15 protein-coding genes are annotated in these 17,023 nt (G+C 65.1%); 5 read left to right on the forward strand and 10 right to left on the reverse strand.

Features of this window, described 5'->3' with window-relative positions; all coding sequences use genetic code 11:
- Position 1: 1 nt before the first annotated feature.
- From IVB26_RS08935 to IVB26_RS08950, 4 genes are all read right to left on the reverse strand, one after another.
- Complete coding sequence (locus IVB26_RS08935) at positions 2-685, reverse strand: class I SAM-dependent methyltransferase (protein WP_247971338.1); 684 nt, start codon at positions 683-685, stop codon at positions 2-4.
- Positions 686-693: 8 nt separating this feature from the next.
- The gene (locus tag IVB26_RS08940) at positions 694-1,689 is read right to left on the reverse strand and encodes a glycosyltransferase family 2 protein (protein ID WP_247971339.1); all 996 of its coding nucleotides are present in this window, start codon (positions 1,687-1,689) and stop codon (positions 694-696) included.
- Positions 1,690-1,840: 151 nt separating this feature from the next.
- Positions 1,841-3,394, reverse strand: coding sequence for a hypothetical protein (locus IVB26_RS08945; RefSeq protein ID WP_247971340.1), 1,554 nt, complete (start codon positions 3,392-3,394; stop codon positions 1,841-1,843).
- Between the two features lie 88 nt (positions 3,395-3,482).
- Positions 3,483-4,973, reverse strand: coding sequence for a hypothetical protein (locus IVB26_RS08950; protein WP_247971341.1), 1,491 nt, complete (start codon positions 4,971-4,973; stop codon positions 3,483-3,485).
- 416 nt (positions 4,974-5,389) lie between these two features.
- Between IVB26_RS08950 and IVB26_RS08955 the strand changes: the two genes are divergently transcribed.
- Together IVB26_RS08955 and IVB26_RS08960 are read left to right on the forward strand one after the other, a co-directional pair.
- Positions 5,390-5,554, forward strand: coding sequence for a Flp family type IVb pilin (locus tag IVB26_RS08955; protein ID WP_027545569.1), 165 nt, complete (start codon positions 5,390-5,392; stop codon positions 5,552-5,554).
- 309 nt (positions 5,555-5,863) lie between these two features.
- Complete coding sequence (locus tag IVB26_RS08960) at positions 5,864-6,544, forward strand: TetR/AcrR family transcriptional regulator (RefSeq protein WP_212088150.1); 681 nt, start codon at positions 5,864-5,866, stop codon at positions 6,542-6,544.
- Positions 6,545-6,695: 151 nt separating this feature from the next.
- Here the strand turns inward: IVB26_RS08960 and pyk are convergent, their stop codons facing one another.
- Both pyk and IVB26_RS08970 read right to left on the reverse strand, forming a co-directional pair.
- A complete protein-coding gene (pyk, locus tag IVB26_RS08965) occupies positions 6,696-8,132 on the reverse strand; it encodes a pyruvate kinase (protein ID WP_247971342.1) in 1,437 nt (478 codons plus the stop codon).
- Complete coding sequence (locus IVB26_RS08970) at positions 8,129-8,722, reverse strand: DUF1036 domain-containing protein (protein ID WP_247322062.1); 594 nt, start codon at positions 8,720-8,722, stop codon at positions 8,129-8,131. The genes pyk and IVB26_RS08970 overlap by 4 nt, the downstream gene beginning before the upstream one ends.
- Before the next feature lie 186 nt (positions 8,723-8,908).
- On the opposite strand from IVB26_RS08970, the gene IVB26_RS08975 reads away from it, so the two are divergent.
- The 3 genes from IVB26_RS08975 to IVB26_RS08985 all read left to right on the forward strand — a co-directional run bounded on the left by IVB26_RS08975 (position 8,909) and on the right by IVB26_RS08985 (position 10,215).
- Positions 8,909-9,214, forward strand: a complete 306-nt coding sequence (locus IVB26_RS08975) for a DUF1244 domain-containing protein (protein WP_247971343.1) — start codon at positions 8,909-8,911, stop codon at positions 9,212-9,214.
- 204 nt (positions 9,215-9,418) lie between these two features.
- Positions 9,419-9,691, forward strand: coding sequence for a DUF2312 domain-containing protein (locus tag IVB26_RS08980; protein ID WP_014492426.1), 273 nt, complete (start codon positions 9,419-9,421; stop codon positions 9,689-9,691).
- A 98-nt stretch (positions 9,692-9,789) separates the two neighbouring features.
- Entirely contained in the window at positions 9,790-10,215 is a 426-nt protein-coding gene (locus IVB26_RS08985) for a DUF1801 domain-containing protein (protein ID WP_247971344.1), read from the forward strand.
- A gap of 59 nt (positions 10,216-10,274) precedes the next feature.
- Here the strand turns inward: IVB26_RS08985 and IVB26_RS08990 are convergent, their stop codons facing one another.
- The 4 genes from IVB26_RS08990 to IVB26_RS09005 all read right to left on the reverse strand — a co-directional run bounded on the left by IVB26_RS08990 (position 10,275) and on the right by IVB26_RS09005 (position 16,941).
- Positions 10,275-10,808, reverse strand: coding sequence for a hypothetical protein (locus tag IVB26_RS08990; protein ID WP_247971345.1), 534 nt, complete (start codon positions 10,806-10,808; stop codon positions 10,275-10,277).
- 229 nt (positions 10,809-11,037) lie between these two features.
- Positions 11,038-12,657, reverse strand: coding sequence for a DUF882 domain-containing protein (locus tag IVB26_RS08995; RefSeq protein WP_247971346.1), 1,620 nt, complete (start codon positions 12,655-12,657; stop codon positions 11,038-11,040).
- 272 nt (positions 12,658-12,929) lie between these two features.
- Entirely contained in the window at positions 12,930-15,098 is a 2,169-nt protein-coding gene (locus IVB26_RS09000) for a L,D-transpeptidase family protein (protein ID WP_247971347.1), read from the reverse strand.
- Between the two features lie 346 nt (positions 15,099-15,444).
- The gene (locus IVB26_RS09005; RefSeq protein ID WP_247971348.1) at positions 15,445-16,941 is read right to left on the reverse strand and encodes a sigma-54-dependent transcriptional regulator; all 1,497 of its coding nucleotides are present in this window, start codon (positions 16,939-16,941) and stop codon (positions 15,445-15,447) included.
- Between the last annotated feature and the right edge of the window lie 82 nt (positions 16,942-17,023).

Consider the following 17,023-nt stretch of genomic DNA (forward strand, 5'->3'; position numbering starts at 1 on the left):
GTCAGGCGGTCCCGAAGGCCGCGTATTGACCTCCGAGCGACACGCCGCTCAGGGCATGTTCGAGGCGACGCGCCGGTTTGGTGTCCCAGGGGAGCAGCAGGAAATGGCGGGCGCCGATCTCGCGCAAGCCGCCCGCGGCCATCAGCTTTCGCGTCGTGCCGGCACCGAGCAAGACGGCGTCCCGGTCGAATTCACAGCGCGAGACGGCAAGGCGTGTCAGCGGATTGTACGGATTGTGCTCGATCACGCAGACGAGTCCCCCCGGCCGCACCACCCGCCGCATCTCGGCGATGAAATGCGTCCATTCGGTCGGCACGATATGGTGCATCACGCAGATGGCCGTGACCAGATCGAAGCTGGCGTCGTCGAAGGGAAAAGTGCGGCCGTCGAACTCGCGGTAGTCGACCCCGCCGTTGACCGCGCGGGCCTGCGCCAGGCTGGCCGAAGAGACGTCGATGCCGCTCAAGCGACCGACCATGCCGTGCAGCAGGGGATGAAGGCTGCCGACGCCGCAGCCGACGTCCAGCATGTCGGGCCTCGCCGCGTCCAGCCGCTGCGCGATCAGATCGCGCAACAGATCCGCCTTGGCGCGCATGAAGAAATGATGCGGCAAGCCGGAGAAGTCGATCGAGGATTGGACAACATCGCGGTAGTTGTCGTGATAACCGTCGAAGAGCTCGCTCATGCGCCGGGTCACTCGTTGACGGCGTGGATCGCGGGTGCTGCCGCCGCCTCGTTGCGGTCGAAGCCGGCGCGCGTCTGCACCACATAGAGCGGGCGGCGCTTCACCTCGGCATGAATGCGGCCGACATAGAGTCCCACGATACCGGTCATCAGCATGTTGATTCCACACAGCAGGGATATGACGACGATTGTCGATGACCAGCCGGTGACGAGATGGCTGTCCTGGCCGAGCCACAACAGGATCACCCAGCCGCCGTAGAGCAGGGCCAGTCCCGAGACCGTCAATCCGCACCAGATTGCAAGCCGCAAGGGCAAATCGGAAAAGCCGAGCGCGGCGTTCATCGCGAGCCGCACCATCTTGAACAGCGGATATTTGGTTTCGCCCGCTGCGCGCTCGAGGCGGTGGAAGGCGACCTCGGCCTGCCGGAAACCGAGCCAGGCGATCATGCCGCGTACGAAGCGATCCTGCTCCGGCATCTGCCGAAGGGCCTCCAACACCTTGCGATCGATCAGGCGGAAGTCGCCGACATCGGCGGGGATGCCGACAGAGGACATCTTGCCGAGAAGCCGATAGAATAGGTGAGCCGTCGCACGCTTGAATCGACTTTCGCCCTCGCGCGACAGGCGGCGGGCGTGGACGATGTCGTTGCCCTCCTTCCACTTCGCGATCAATTGCTCGATCACTTCCGGCGGGTCCTGCAGATCGGCATCCATGACGATGATCGCGTCGCCCTGCGTCGCGTCCATGCCAGCGGTGATGGCGATCTGATGGCCGAAATTTCGCGACAGGCCGATGTAGCGAAAGCGCGGATCGCGCGCGGCGAGCGCCCGTAGCACGATCGAGCTGGAATCGCTGCTGCCGTCGTCGACGAAGATCGCTTCCGCCGGTCCGTCGAGCCGGGACATGACCAGGTCGAGCCGGCGCAACAGGACCGGCAGCACGGCTTCCTCGTTGAACACGGGGATGACGAGGCTGTAGCGGATCGGTCTGGAATTGGCCGCCATGCGAGAGATTCCAACTCGGTTGCAGGGCTTGAGCCTAGTTCACCGGTGGTTAAGGTCGCCTTGCCGCAGACGTTAAGGATCGAAAGCGCTGTGGCGCGTTTGCACCGAAAGGTGAACCGGGATTAACCATACGTGCAGCCGCGGCTTTGGCCTAGGACCCGCGGCGGATCTTGTAGAGGACAAATCGCTCTGAGATGTCCAACACCTCCAGCAGCTCGGGCAGCGGATTCGCCGCCGGCGGTCCGAGCACATAGAGATAGTCGTAGTCCAGGTACCAGGTGCGGATGAACGGCGGAACATCCGCCGGCGGTTGACGTGTCGCAATCGCGGTGAGCAGACCCGACGGCACCGGCCCTCCGTAGGGAATGGCAAGACGGCGCACGGCCTCGCGTGCCCGCACCGGCTGCTTGCCCGCTTCCGTGAATAGATTGGGCACGAACGCGTTGGCATAGTGCACGGCCAGCGTCGGCGCATAGTACATTGGGTACGAGGTGAGATCGGCGAACGGCGGGTCTCCATTGTCGCCGCTATCGCCGACGAGGATGCGGGAGCCGCGATCGATCTTGTGGAACGACTGGATCATGGCCGCATAGTCGGCGCGGTAAGGCAGCCATACTGCGAGGACGATGGCGAGATTGATCAGTATGATGCCGCTGATCGCGGCGAGCGCAGCCATTCTCCACGCCGGGCTCGGCAGCGACAGCGAGCAGAAGGCCGGCAGGATCAAAGCCGCGGCGGGGATCACGCGAAGATCGGCGAACGAGGTCCCGAACAGTTTCGAGGGAATGACCAAGTAGAGCAGCGCAAAGCCGATCGCGAGCCAGATTCCGGTCGGCTCGAGCTTGAGGACGCCGCGCCTTGCGGCGAAAAGCAACGCGATCATCAGCGCCAGCCCGGTCACGGCCGAAGCCGTCAGACTGTAGCCATTCAGGATGCGCAGCGGCCAGACCGGCTTGAATCCAAAGAACCAGCTCGTCCCTTCGCTTCCGATCGTGCCCGCGGTCATTTGCATGATCCCAAACAACACAAGCGCCGGCAGGGCCAGCGCGCCGAGCCGCGCGGCCGCGACCCGGTACGGTATTCGCGGATGATGGATGCGCGAGAGTTCGTAGAGGCCAAGAGTCGCGCCGTAGATGCCGAGGGAGAAAAAATGCGCCGCATATAGCGCCGCAACGAAGAGCGTGTTGGCGAGGAGGCGCAGGGGCCATGGGCCTTCCGCCAGCATCAGATAGACGGCGATGCCCCAGAGCGCGAGGCCAAGCCCGAACTCGAAATTCACGAAGCCCCAGCTGAACGGCAGACAGTAGAGGAAAGCGAGCGCAGCGAAGCCGGCAAGATGAACCCGGCCCTTCCGGACCCATTCGAGCAGCAGCGCGCCGGTGACGATCAGCAATTGGCTCAGCAGCAGAAACAGCCGTGTGGCGTTCTCGACGCTCATCAGCCGCGCCAGCTGCGGGACCAGCAGGTCCATTCCAAGGTTGGGATAAAACGCCCAGGCCACCTCGTAATGCGGATTGGCGTCGGGGGTGCCGCTCTGGCTCAGAATGTACATGCGCGCGAGGTGATTGGGATAATCGACCATCGCGGGAATGGGCGTCAGCAGCACCGGAAGGAACGAGACGGCCGCCAGCACTGCGAGAACGGCGATCGCCACGGACCGTTCTGAGCCAACGCGAGCCGGGGTCGTCAAGCCGAGAGGAGCCATGTCATGGGATGGCTGAGGTTCGAGGCGCGGCGTGGCGCATTTGACAGGATGTCTCACGGTTACGAATGAACACCCCTCAGGCCGGTTCTCACTTCGAGGGCGTCGCGGCGGCGCTGTCCGCATGATCCCGCACATGGATCACGGCGATGTCGTCCGCATAGATCCGCTTCCAGCCCTTGAGCTGGTCGAGGATCTGCGGGCCCGGCGCATCGGCCACCAGAAGCGTCGCGTCGATCTTGTACTCGTCGAGCAGGCGCGGCAGCAGCTCGGGCTTCTTGCCCTCCGTCGCCTTGAAGAAGTCCATGACGAATTTCTCGCCATAGAGTTCGGCGCGGCCGTCGACGAAGACCGGGATGTCGCGCGAGATCAGGTAGCCGCCGAACTGGTAGGCGTTGAAGATGCGCTGCACCTTGCGTTGCTCGAGCAGGTCGACCGCAGCAACCGGCGTCTGCGTCATCGTGAAGGTGAAGCGGTGGTGCCCCATGTAGAGCGACGTCGAGGTCCAGCTTGCCGCCACGATCATCAGCGCGCCGAGCGCTGTGACATAGCGGGCCGGCCAGCGGTCGGCACCAGTGGCGTCAGGCGCCGGGCGCGGGAACATCTGGCCCAGCGGCTTTGCCAGCACCAGCGGCACTATGAACGCAAATGCCTCGATGCTCCTGACATGGGTCAGCGCGCTCCAGGTCAGGAACAGGATCAGGAAGATCCGGGGCGCCGACAGCACCAGGCCGCGATAATAGCCGAATGCGATCAGGCCGAGCAGGGCGCCTTCGAACGAGGTGAAGGTGGCGAAGTTCGCCGGCATCCATTCGAAGATCAGCGACAGCAGCTCGCCAAGGCCGAGGATGTTGGTCGCGCCCTGCAGCGTCCGCCAGCCGTAAGGCGTGCAGCAGCTCGCGATCAGCGCGCCGACTCCGAACAGCACCCAGCGCATGAACAGCCGAAGTCGTTGTCCCTTCTCGGCATGCTCGACCGCCTCGAGCGAGATCGGGCCGATCAGCGCCAGGCCCAGCACGAAGCCACCATGCAAATTGGCCCAGAGCGCCATCAGCGGCAGCCAGGTCCAGGACGGCGCGCTCCTGCGGTCGGCGGCTCCCATCAGCAGGCCGCACCACGCCACCAGGACAGGCAGCGCCAGGATATGCGGTCGCGCCAGCACGTGATGGATCGATAGCAGCAACGCCAGCATCGCGAACAGCACGGCGCGCGGCGCCTCGATCTGCGCGTCGAGCAGATAGACGAAGATTGCGAGCGTGAGCGCAACCGCGACCGCGGTGAGGATGACGGGACCTGCCCAGCCCCATTGCGCATGGGAGAAGGCGAACAGCACCTGCGACAGCCATGACGTCGAAATCCACGGCGCGCCGGTTCGCGTGAAGGAATAGAAGTCGGTGGTGGGCATGGCGCCGTGATCGAGGATCCACTGCCCGATCTTGATCTGCCAGAACGAGTCGGAATCCTGAAGCAGCGTGTCGCCGAGATAGAGGTAGAACAGATAGGCGCCGGCACCGACGCACAGCGGCACCAGGGCCCTCGCGCGACTCTGCACCGCGATGCTGTTGGCAAAGGAAAGGGACATGCCGCCTCGTCGTCCTGTTGTTCTTGTCGTCGAGCACGATCCGGACCCGGAGGGCCGCGTTAGCGCAAAGTAGGTCGCGGCGTTTCCGAGAAGATCGTGCCCAACAATAACCCGAAGCGCGATGAACCATTCGTCTCGTCGCGCTTCAGTCCGAGCGGGCAGCATTGGACCACGGCGGTCATAACTTCGGGTAAACCGGCCGCGCCATGCCGGTTTCATGTCCCGACAATTTAACGGATTGTTTTGGATTTCGATTTACCATCGGCGAATACACGCAACCCGCCAGCTGTTTACGCAGTCGAATTAACTGCGGCGCAATTCTTTGCCCCTACGTTCGGTTTCATGGTCGGGCGGCGCTGGGAAGCCGAAAAGACCGGATCAGTTGTAAGCCTCGTGTACTCATTTGGAGCACTTCTATGAAGAACCTCGTTGCGCGTTTCGTGAAGGATGAATCCGGCGCCACCGCCATTGAATACGGTCTGATCGCTGCCGGCATCGCGCTGGCGATCATCACCGTCGTCAACAATCTCGGCACCACGCTGAACACCAAGTTCACCTCGATCTCGACCAGCCTCAAGTAAGGCCGGACGAACCAGAGATTTCCGAGAGCCCCGTCATCGACGGGGCTCTCTTCTTTTGTGCGAAGCTTCTCAGTTCACCTTCTCAGTTCTCTTGGGCGAGACTTGCCAGTCCCGTCGACGATGCCGGAGAGCGGCGCGACCTTCTCTTGGCTGACGCTCCGGTCCGCTCGCCGCGACGCGTCACGCATTTCCTATCTTGTCATTCACCCTGAATAGTTGTTCAGTCCTTGCGGGGCGATTTGCATCTTTTGCGTGACGAAGCGTTCGGCCGCAGGGCGTGCGGCAGGCGTGTGGGACAGGAAGCGCGCCATGGTTTATCGGCGGACGCATCAAGTGGTTAAGCGCCTCGCGGCGCGGCGCAGCGCGATTCTAACGGCGGCGCGGGAGACGGCGGCGGAAGGCGGGATGGCGGCGGTGCAGATCGCGCCGGTCGCGGTCCGGGCCAATGTCGCGGCCGGTACGGTCTACCGTTACTTTCCCTCCAAGGCCGAGCTGATCTCCGAATTGATTGCCGAGGTCTCCCGCGACGAGCTCGCGGCGATCCGCCGGGCGGCCGATGCCGCGCCGGGACCATCCTCGGCGTTGGCCGCTGCCGTGACGACCGTGGCGGTCCATACCCTGTCGCAGCGCAGGCTAGCCTGGGGCATCCTGGCCGAGCCCGTCGATGTCGATGTCAGCGCCTCCAGGCTTGCCAGCCGGCGCGAGATCGCAGGAGAGATCGCATCCCGGATCGACGCTGCGGTGCGTGCCGGTCACCTGCCGGCGCAAGACACTGCGCTCGCCGCCACCGCGTTGCTCGGCGCGCTGCATGAGGCCCTGGTCGGGCCACTAGCGCCCGACAATCTCGACGATCCCGTCAAGATGCGCGACGCGGTGCAGACCGTGACGCTGCTGGCACTGCGGGCGGTCGGCGTCATGGACGCCCGCGCCCGTGGCCTGGTGGTGCAGCAGACGTTGCTGCCGACGACGAAGGCGCTGGTTGGCGCGTAAAATCGGCCGCGCGACCGGCGCTGCAGCCTGACCCTGCTCAGGTCGTTGACTGAGCAAGCCTTTTTGCAGGACCGCAGCAAGCTTGCCGGAAGCCCCGGCTACTTTGCATGGGGTTGTTTTTCGACTTTTTGTTTGGCGGGCCCTTGAGGACCTAAATGTTCGCGTCGCCCTCGGGGCCGACCGAGGCGATACGCACCATGTTGGTGGTGCCGGGGATGCCGAGCGGGACGCCGGCGACGATGATCACGCGCTGGCCGGCGCGGACGAAGCCGTCCCGGAACGCGATCTGGCCAGCGCGGCCCACCATGTCGTCCTGATCGCGCGCGTCCTCCGCCACCACGCAATGCACGCCCCAGACCACCGCGAGCCGGCGGCCGGCGGCGATGTTCGGGGTGATCGCCACGATCGGCGGCTTCGGCCGTTCGCGCGCGACACGCACGGCGGTCGAGCCCGAGCTGGTCCAGCAGATCAAGGCGGGCAAATCGAGCGTCTCGGCGATCTGCCGTGCGGCATCCGCGATGGCATCGCCGGCGGTCGATTCCGGCGTGGGGCGCTGCGCCGTGATCACCGAGCGGTAGGTCGGGTCGCGCTCGACCTCCTCGCCGATGCGGTTCATGGTCGAGACCGCCTCGACCGGAAATTTGCCGGCCGCCGATTCCGCCGACAGCATGATGGCGTCGGCGCCCTCATAGACGGCGGTGGCGACGTCCGAGACTTCGGCGCGGGTCGGCACCGGCGACTGGATCATCGATTCCAGCATCTGGGTCGCGACCACCACCGGCTTGCCGGCACGGCGCGCCATCCGCGTCATCTGCTTCTGCAGGCTCGGCACGCGCTCGAGCGGCAGCTCGACGCCGAGGTCGCCGCGCGCCACCATCAGCGCATCGGAGGCCTCGATGATGTCGGCGAGGCGGTCGATCGCCTGCGGCTTCTCGATCTTGGCCATCACGGCGGCGCGGCCGCGGATCATCTTCTTGGCTTCGAGCACGTCGTCGGCGCGCTGCACGAAGGACAGCGCGATCCAGTCGACGCCGGTGACGAGCGCCGCCTCGAGGTCGGCGCGATCCTTCGACGTCATGGCGGAGACCGCCAGGTCGGTGTCGGGCAGGCTGACGCCCTTGCGGTCGCTCATCTTGCCGCCGACCACGACACGCGTCACCGCGTGTTCCTTGGAGGTTTCCTCCGCGATCAGGCGCACCTTGCCGTCGTCGAGCAGCAGCGCGTGGCCGGGCCGCAGCGCCGCCAGGATCTCCGGATGCGGCAGGTGGACGCGCGTGGTATCGCCGGGCGCCTTGTCGGAATCGAGCGTGAAGGTCTGGCCGTTCTGGAGCTGGACCGAGCCTTCGGCGAAGGCCCCGAGCCTGAGCTTCGGGCCCTGGAGATCGACCAGGATGCCGATCGGCCGGCCGTAGCTGCTCTCGACGTTGCGGATCGTCGCCACCAGCTCCCGCATCTTGTCATGCGGGGTGTGGCTCATGTTGATGCGAAACAGGTCGGCGCCGGCCTCGAACAGGCGGCGGATCATCGCGAGATCTGAAGAGGCCGGTCCCAGGGTCGCGAGAATCTTGATACGGCGAAGACGCCTCATGGCTTACTTCCAGACGGTGGCGAGGGAGCTGGCGGGAGGCCAGGCGCGGCGGGGGGCGTACCACCGGGCGGGCTATTGGGCAAACCCGGAACCCCGCCCGGGCCGACCGGACCAGGCAGGCCGGGTACGCGTTGTTGCGCGGGCTGTTCGTTGGCGTCGGTCAACTGCACCGTCCACGCCCGCTGCTCGCCGGTGTCGACCTCGAAATAGCCGGTCCGGTCATAGCCGCGCGCGAGGCAATCCTCGGTGCCGCGGATGGTGAACTCCTTGTCGCGCGAGCACATGAAGGCCTGCCCCGACCACTCGCCGCCGCGGTCATAGTCGATCGCGTAGATGTAATAATATCGGGCGACCAGCGTTCCCCGCAGCAGGGTCTCGCAGGAACGGGACGAGATATTCCACCAGCCTTCGGTGGTCCAGCCCTCGGCGTCCTTGTAGCCGAGCGCAATGCCGACCCGGCTCGAGGTGTTGTTGCAGAGGCGGAAATCGGCGGAGGCCGGACTGGCACAAAGACACAGCAAGGCGATCACCAGCACCGGGACCAACCGGGCGAGCAGGCGAAGCGGGGAGCGGGGAGATTCGGCAATCATTGTCGCGGTAGCTATACCAGATCATTGACGATTTGGCGTAAGGCCGGGAACGGCCCCAAGCGAGCGGCAATTCCGTCGTCGGGCCGGTTTGCGCCGGGATATGGCAAAATCTGTGACAGGGCCCACCTGATCCCGTAAGGGTGACCTCCATCGGGTCAGGCCCAAGGGATACCAAGGGATACAGACATGGCAATCGACGACAAAACCAGAACGGAACTCGAGGCGGCCGCTTTCCGCCGCCTGGTCGATCATCTGAAGACGCGAACGGATGTCCAGAACATCGACCTGATGAATCTCGCGGGTTTCTGCCGCAACTGCCTGTCCAACTGGCTCAAGGAAGCCGCGGACGCCCAAGGCGTCGCCTTGAGCAAGGACGAGAGCCGGGAGGCCGTCTACGGCATGCCCTATGAGACCTGGAAGTCGAAATACCAGGGCACGGCCACGCCCGAGCAGCTCGAGACGATGAAGAAGGTCCATCCCCACGGGCATTGAGCAGCCTCGGCCCGACCTCGCCGCGCGCTGAGTCGCACCACACAACAGGTTTCTTTGAGCTGCCGCAGGAAGGTGTGGGCGCGCTGTGGACGAGCGCGATGCTTGCTTGAACGAGGGGGACGCCAACCCTAAGGGTTCTACCCAGCACGCGCGGTGAGGATGCCGGCGTCACCTCGTTTTGCCAGTTCCATTGGGAGTACCTAGATGGCCACCTCCGCCGCCGTCCGCGACGACGAGCCCGCGACGAAATTTGCCAAGGACCAGCTCAAGTCCATCATCGAGCGCATCGAGCGGCTGGAGGAAGAGAAGAAGGCGATCTCCGACGACATTCGCGACGTCTATGCCGAGAGCAAAGGCAACGGCTACGACGTCAAGGCGCTGCGCACCATCGTGCGCATGCGCAAGCAGGACCCGAACGAGCGGGCCGAGGCCGAGACCATTCTCGAAACCTACATGCAGGCGCTCGGAATGCTCTGAGGCGTTGGCGCCTCAAGCATTGCTGACGTAGCCCGGATTACGCTTTCGCTCCATCCGGGTTACAAATTGCGCGTATTCGTTTGGGAACGGGGACGCGAATGATTGCGCCATTGCTGCCGCGTGAGGTGAGTCGCGCCTTCGGCGCTCTTCCGGCGCCGATCGGCAAACGGCTGCTGCAGGTGCGCGACCTGATCTTCGCGGCCGCTGCGGCGCATGACGATGTCGGCAAGCTCACCGAATCCCTGAAATGGGGCGAGCCGGCCTATCTGACGGAGGAGACCGGCAGCGGCTCCACGATCCGGCTCGGACGTCTCAAGGATTCCGACCACGCGGCCGTCCTGTTCAACTGCAGGACAACGGTGGTCGACACCTTTCGCGAGCGCTTTCCCGACCAGTTCGAATACCGGCAGACGCGGGCATTGCTGGTGCCGACGTCGGGCGCGCTGCCGAAGCGGGAGCTATCGGTCTGCCTGTCGCTGGCGCTGACGTATCATCTGGGTCGGTCGGGGAAGAGAGCGCGTTAGCGGACTAGTGGCCCGGATGAGCGAAAGCGAAATCCGGTTGTTGGACGGAGATCTCCGTCTCAATGGCTGCGTCCGCGTTTGGAGTCGCGTCGAGCCTGCGATCGCTTGTTGGCCTGGGAGACTCTTCCGATTTTTTCCCGCGGAAGTTTGTAAATTCGGCGACGGCTTGGGATGGACCGCATGCCGTCATGTGAAGTTGGGGGCGCCTGCGGCCGGGAAAACTGGCGTGCCCGACGGAGCGCCAACGCCCGTCGCGCCGCTTCCCCGAGCTCCCGTCGTGCTTCAAACTTTCGGATGCGCCTCAGCTCGTTCTTGATGCGCTTGATGGCCGCAGTGAAGACCGATTGCCGCCGGTTGGCGTGCTCTGCCGTTCCGGAGAAGCTCTTGCCGCGCGGATCGGCTGTGCCCTTGGTTTCGCGGCGTCGATGCCGCGACAAGGTACGCTCCCTGTCGCGCAGATCCCGCAGGTGGGCACGAAGGCGCTCGAGTCCATCGCGCTCCATCTCCCCGACCATGGGATGGTGCGTATTCATGACGACGTCGCGCTCGTCGTGGTTCAGGAGGTTGAGCTCAGACTTGCACGGAACTGACATCGCGCGCTCCTGCATCGCTGTAGCGACATGTCCTCGAGGCCCTCTGGGCTTTTCGCGGAATGCCACGATGCGCGTCTGGAATGTGCAGCGATACCGGGTGATTACCCGTCGGAAGTGGGGGAATTTCCCTTGGTGCAGATGCGACCAGGCCTGGGCAAGATCCGTTCATCCGTCGTCGCAGACGGGCGGACGCAGGAAGCGCTAGTCCGGGTGGAAAGGCCTAGAAGCCTCAGCGCAACGCGGCGGTGCGCACGACGAACGACGTGGTCTCGAGCTTCGTGGTCGCGCTGCCCGAGAAGCTGTCACAGGACAGGCCGTGCATCGGATCGTCGACAAAGCCCATCGCGATCACGGCCCGTGGCTTGACGAAATAGGCGCGTAGTGCGGCCGTGTCGAGCTCGCCCATCAGCGTGACCGACATGGCACGGCTGGCGCTCGGGGACAGCATCACGATCTTGAGCCAGATGCTCTCGCCCTTGGCGGCGGAGAGGCGGGTCGCCGTCGCGACCATGCCGTCGACGCTCTTGCCGACCACCGTGTTGATCTCCGTCGCCTGAGCGAGGCTGCGCGACGCGGGGCGGGTGGAACGCGGGATCGGTGCGGAGGCCGCGACGACATTGGCGCGATCGACTGGAGAGGCGGCCGGCGCGTAGGCCAGCGCCTGAAGCGCTGTATTGGAGACACTCGCGGTTGGCTGCGGGTCGGTGGCGGCGGCAAGGGCCTGACGGGCCTTCAATGCGGCGACCTGGGCCGGCGTCGCCTGCTGCGGCGCGGCCGGGACATCATCCCAGAAGCCGCGGGCATTGATGATGTCCGCCGGGGTCTCCGGCTTGCCGTCAACAGATTTGCCGGCCGCCGGCTTGTCAGCCACCGGCGCGGGCTTCGGCTTGGGCGGCGCAACGAGCTGTGCATCGGCCGAGGCGAGCTGGATCGTGGCGGCCATTTGCGGCTTGGCGCGCGGCGTCGGCACCGGTTCGGCGGGCTTGGCTGCGGCTGCGACGACGGTCGGGGCCGCCGCCGGCTTCGCGGCCGGGGCGGGCGCGCCCTCGTCATCCTCGTCGCTGCTGCTGGCCGGAGCTGCCGACTTGCCCTTGAACAGGGCGGCAAAGAAATTCGGCTTGCTGCCGGACTCGTCGCCGCTGCCGCGTCGCTCGATCTCGGCCTTGGCGAGCTCATAGTTCTTCAGCGGCACGCCGTCGGTCGGCAGATGCACCGTCTTTCCATCCGGGAAGACGCGGGCGAGCTGGTCATGCGTCATGCGCGGCCAATGCCGGACGCTGCCGGTGTCGAGATGCACGAAGGGCGAGCCGGAGGTCGGGTAGAAGCCAACGCCGCCACGCTGAAGGCGCAGGCCGGCGAAGCGGATCTGCTCCAGCGGCACGCCGGGAATGTAGAAGTCCATCGCATGGCCCAGCATGTGCTGGCTGGCGCGCGCCACACCGGAGGAGCGGCGGCGAAGCATGGCGTTGGTGGCGGGGGAGCGGTAGGAGGAGATGATCTGGATCGGCTGCTTGCCGTCGACGTCGCGGTAGACTTCCCAAAGGATGTCGAAGAGGCGACGATCCATGACCGTCTCGTCCTGGGTGCGCCAGTCGCGCAGGAAGTGGTTGAGCTGCTTCAGCGCCGCCTCGTCGTAGCGGCCGTCGCGCTTGAAGGTGACGGTGAGGTCTTCGCCGGAATGGGTGTGGTGGAACGAGAGCGTCTTGGTCTCGTTCAGCGCGGCGGCGTTATGAACCGAACCTGCGGCAGCAAGCAGCAGTGCGGCAGCAAGGCTGATCCTGGATCCGGCCTTCACTCCCGCATGGGACAACGACAGCACAGCGAATTTGCGTGCAAGACCAGTCAGCACGTTTGAGCCCACCCAGTCGACGAGCGTTCAAAATGGACTCTCCCGCCAACCCCGTTGGCGCGCGAAAGAGGATGAACGCTTTATTAAAGCGAGAAGGTTAATTCGAGGTTGACCTTCCCGCCCCCCAAACCAAGTCAGGATACAATCCTAACCGGTTGACTGTGGCAAAAAAACGCCCGCGGGCCGGGCCCAGGTGGACAATGGTTAACGTTAAGCGGCTCCATCCATGGGATGGGGCCGCTGATTTCGTTGCAGAATTCGTCAAATCGGGCTTAGCGGGTGAACACGCGCTGCTGGGGCCGGCGGCCGACCGGGGCCGGCGGCGGGGTCGGGGCTCCGCCTCCGAACAGCCGCTCGAAGAAGTTTGGACCGGACGAGCCGAAGCCGCCACCATTGTTGGCCACCGCCACGCCTGAGGGCAGGGTCGTCGCCGGGCGCGAGTAGCTCGGCTGCGAGTGTGCCACGACGGCCTCGAGGTCCTTGCCGCGGTTGTTCTTCAGGATGTTGATCATGGTCGCGTCGCGGCCATAGACGTCCTTGCGGAATTGCAGCTTCCCGGCGTCATCCACGAACGCGGTCTGATAGGTGATGTTGACCGGGACCGGGGTGGGGAATTTCAGGTCGATCTCGCTCTTGCCGTACATGCTGCGCACGCGCTCGGGCGTGTATTTCTCGTTCGGCATGACGATGTTGAGCAGGACCGAGGCGTATTGGTCGGGGTTCTGTACGCGCATGCAGCCATGGCTGAAGGCGCGGTCTTCCCTCGCGAACAGGTTCTTGTCCGGCGTGTCGTGCTGATAGACCAGGAACTTGTTCGGGAAGTTGAAGCGGATGCGGCCGAGCGCGTTGGCTTCGCCGGGCGGCTGCGAGATGTGCACCGAGCCGTCGCGGTTCTGCTCGAGCTTGAGGCCCATGCGCTGGAGCACGGTCGGGTCCTGCTGAAGCGCCGGCAGGTACTCGTTGTAGACGATCGACGGCGGCACGTTCCAGGTCGGATTGACCGTGATGTACTTCATCGTCTCGGTGAGCAGCGGGGTCGCATGCGTGCCGGGCTTGCCGGTGACGACGCGGGTGGTCCAGACCTGCTGGCCGCGCTGCATCACCTTCAGCGTGTAGTCGGGAATGTTGAGGATCACATAGGCATCGCCCAACGCGGGCGCGCCGAGGTCGCGCGGCAGCCAGCGCCAGCGCTCCATGTTGACCAGCACCACGTCGATCTGCTTGTCGCGCTTGGGGGTGTTGAGCGCCTTGACCGTCTTGTCGTCGAGGATGCCGGTTGCCTTCATCTCGGCGCCGCTCTGGAACTTGCGCACCGCGTCGGCGACCGCCGCGTCATAGCGGGTGTCGTTCGCGTTCTCGGCGAGACCGAGCTTGGCGCGCAGCTGCGGCACGCGCGGATCTTCCACGACGATCTCGGCCTGCTTCTTGCCCGCCGCGGTGTATTTCAGCGCCGGACCGTCGGCGATCTCGATCACCGGGCCATTGCCCTGACCGCGAAGCTCCGCGAGCTTCGCCTTCAGCTCCTTGTAGAGCTTGTGCGGCGGGTTGTAGCTGTCGAGCGCGGTGGAGGCGTCAGTCGCGGTCGTGACCTTGGCGAGCACCTCGTTCGGGTCGACCGGATGCTCGGGATAGAGGATGTCGCCGCTGACCTGCGACCAATGCATGCGGCCGCTCTGGGCCTGGCGCGCATAGTCGAACATGCTGGCGGTGAGCTTCAGCTCGGCATCGGCGAGCGCATCGGGCGTGGTGGCGCTGGCGAAATCCGGCACCGCATAGTCGGCAGGGTTGAGGCCGTCGGAGGCCGCGTCCTTCAGCCGCGCGACGACGCCCTTGGCCGCAGCGGTCAGGCTGCCGCCTTGCGTCCAGACCGGCGCGAAGTCCCGTGCGCCATAAAACTTCTCGATCGCCGCGCGCTCGTTCTTGCGGTCGAAATAGCGCGACGTCTTGGCGCCGATGATGTCCTTGAGCTTGTCGGCGAGCGGCTGGTCGGCGGCGGGAACGTTGCTTGCAGCCTTGACCGGCTCGGCGGCCGGCGCCGCAGCGGGAGCCGCAGGAGCGACCGGCGGGGCGGTTGCGGTGTCAGCCTTGGCGGGCTCGGTTTTTGCGGGCTCGCTCTTGGGCGCCTCGGTGGCAGGCGAGGTGGCGATGTCGGAAGGCTTGGTCTCGACCTGGTCGGGCGCCGGTGCGGCTGCGGCCTTCACGGGCTCCTTGGTGGAGTCCTGAAGCGTCGCGGTGGTGTCGAGCTTGATGTCGGACGCGGTCGGCGGCGGGACGTTGGCCGGCTCGGGACGCGGGATCGCGGCTTCGATCGCGAGTTCGGCAGCGCTGCTGCGCGCCTGATCCTGCGCCAGGGCTGAGCTGGCCGACACCGTGAGGAAGGTCGCCGCGACCGTCATCAAGACACGGTCAAAGCCCGCACGGTGGTTCAAACAGTCACGCATTGTGTCGCACCCCTTGGGTGAACTGCCCCTCGTGGAACAGCTTCGTTATCGCCTATGAGCTTCGGCTAAATCGCGCCGGCCTCTCGAAAGTTGCACGCCTGCACGCAACGATTCATACGCAGACGATATACAGGCCCCGGATTTGCAGCCAGCGCGAACCGGGACAACTCACGCCAAACTGACTTCAAGGGAGCCTCTTGGCAACGGATTGTGCGGTTGCGCCACGCGCTTTTCCCTGTGTCTGTCACTTCCAGGTCACGGTTCAAGCCGTCGTTGAATTCTGTCGCCCTGCTAATGGCTTACAGGCGGTCTCGCATCGTCCCGCGAACCTCCGTTCGCATGAGGCTCAGTGCGTCTCTTCGCCGCTTTTCCCGCCATGTCCGGGCACCCCGGCCTCGTCGAGTTTGCGGTAGAGGGTGGACCGGCCAATTTTGAGGCGACGGGCCACCTCGGACATCTGGCCGCGATAATGCGAGATCGCGAAGCGGATGATCTCGTTCTCCATATCCTCGAGTGCGCGGACATCGCCGGTCGGGGTCAGCATGGGAAGAGTTCCCGTGGCCGGAAGCGGCGCGATGGGTATTTCGTTACCTGACACTACCGAAGGAGTCGCCGCCGGCTCGAGCATCAACGGCGCGGTCGGAATCTCCGTTACGGGATGCGGCTGCGAAGCCAGCAGAGGGAAATCGCCGAGGCCGAGCTGGTCGCCCTCGCTCATCACCACCGCACGGTAGACCGCGTTTTCGAGCTGGCGAATGTTGCCGGGCCAGTCGAGCTGGGCGAGATGCGCCATGGCCTCGCCACTGATGCCAGTGATCTGGCGGTTCTCCTCGGCGGCAAAGCGCGCCAGGAAATGCCGGAGCAGATGTGGGATGTCCTCGCGCCGGGCCCGGAGCGAGGGGATCGTCAGCGGCAGCACGTGCAGGCGATAGAACAGGTCTTCACGGAAGTGTCCCTGTTTCACCCGCTCCAGCAGCCGGCGGTTGGTCGCCGAGACGATGCGGACGTCGACCTTGACGGGCTTGCGGCCGCCGACTGCCTCGACCGCGCCTTCCTGGAGCGCGCGTAGCAGCTTGACCTGCGCGGTCAGCGGCAGCTCGCTGACCTCGTCCAGAAACAGCGTGCCGCCATGGGCTTCGACGAACTTGCCCATGTGCCGCTCGGTGGCGCCGGTGAAAGCACCCTTTTCGTGGCCGAACAGAATGGACTCGACGAGGTTATCGGGGATCGCGCCGCAATTGACGGCGACGAACGGCCTTGCCTTGCGCTCGCCGCTGCCATGGATGGCGCGCGCGAATAGCTCCTTGCCGACGCCGGACTCGCCTTCGATTAGAACGGGAATCGCGGAGTTCGCCGCCTTCTGCGCGGCGCGCATCACGCCTGCCATCGCTTCGGAGCGGGTGTTGATGTCGGAGAAGGTCAGCCGGCCCTCGCGGCTGTGCCGGATGCGCTGCAATTCGCCCTTGAGTGCGGAGGCGTTGAGAGCATTGCGCAAGGAGACCTGGAGCCGCTCCACACCGACCGGCTTGACCACGAAATCGGCCGCGCCGGCGCGCATCGCCGAGATCACGTTGTCGATGCCGCCATGGGCGGTCTGCACGATGACGGGGACGCTGAGGCCGGCTTCGCGGATCTTCGCCAGCACGCCCATGCCGTCGAGGCCGGGCATCACAAGATCGAGGACGACGGCGTCGATCGCCGCTGCGTCGGGGGCGGTGAGGGCGGCGATCGCGGCGTCGCCGGAATCCACGACGACCGTCTCATAGCCGCATTTCTGCACCATGTTCTCGACCAGCCGGCGGGCTACGGCGTCGTCGTCGGCGATCAAAATACTGGCAGCCATGGTGTTCCCCGCACGCTACTACTATCTGTCTCGAATCGGGGCACTCTGGCCGAAGCCGATTAACGCACTCTTAAACCTTGAT

Source organism: Bradyrhizobium sp. 195, assembly GCF_023101665.1.
GTDB lineage: Bacteria > Pseudomonadota > Alphaproteobacteria > Rhizobiales > Xanthobacteraceae > Bradyrhizobium.

Excerpts from the sequence above, each read along its gene's own strand:
- IVB26_RS08935 (WP_247971338.1), bottom strand. The coding sequence starts at position 685 with ATGAGCGAGCTCTTCGACGGTTATCACGACAACTACCGCGATGTTGTC.
- IVB26_RS08985 (WP_247971344.1), top strand. The coding sequence starts at position 9,790 with ATGATTGCGCCATTGCTGCCGCGTGAGGTGAGTCGCGCCTTCGGCGCT.
- IVB26_RS08970 (WP_247322062.1), bottom strand. The coding sequence starts at position 8,722 with ATGATTGCCGAATCTCCCCGCTCCCCGCTTCGCCTGCTCGCCCGGTTG.
- pyk (WP_247971342.1), bottom strand. The coding sequence starts at position 8,132 with ATGAGGCGTCTTCGCCGTATCAAGATTCTCGCGACCCTGGGACCGGCC.
- IVB26_RS08940 (WP_247971339.1), bottom strand. The coding sequence starts at position 1,689 with ATGGCGGCCAATTCCAGACCGATCCGCTACAGCCTCGTCATCCCCGTG.
- IVB26_RS08990 (WP_247971345.1), bottom strand. The coding sequence starts at position 10,808 with ATGTCAGTTCCGTGCAAGTCTGAGCTCAACCTCCTGAACCACGACGAG.
- IVB26_RS08955 (WP_027545569.1), top strand. The coding sequence starts at position 5,390 with ATGAAGAACCTCGTTGCGCGTTTCGTGAAGGATGAATCCGGCGCCACC.
- IVB26_RS08960 (WP_212088150.1), top strand. The coding sequence starts at position 5,864 with ATGGTTTATCGGCGGACGCATCAAGTGGTTAAGCGCCTCGCGGCGCGG.
- IVB26_RS08980 (WP_014492426.1), top strand. The coding sequence starts at position 9,419 with ATGGCCACCTCCGCCGCCGTCCGCGACGACGAGCCCGCGACGAAATTT.
- IVB26_RS08950 (WP_247971341.1), bottom strand. The coding sequence starts at position 4,973 with ATGTCCCTTTCCTTTGCCAACAGCATCGCGGTGCAGAGTCGCGCGAGG.
- IVB26_RS08975 (WP_247971343.1), top strand. The coding sequence starts at position 8,909 with ATGGCAATCGACGACAAAACCAGAACGGAACTCGAGGCGGCCGCTTTC.
- IVB26_RS08945 (WP_247971340.1), bottom strand. The coding sequence starts at position 3,394 with ATGGCTCCTCTCGGCTTGACGACCCCGGCTCGCGTTGGCTCAGAACGG.
- IVB26_RS09005 (WP_247971348.1), bottom strand. The coding sequence starts at position 16,941 with ATGGCTGCCAGTATTTTGATCGCCGACGACGACGCCGTAGCCCGCCGG.
- IVB26_RS09000 (WP_247971347.1), bottom strand. The coding sequence starts at position 15,098 with ATGCGTGACTGTTTGAACCACCGTGCGGGCTTTGACCGTGTCTTGATG.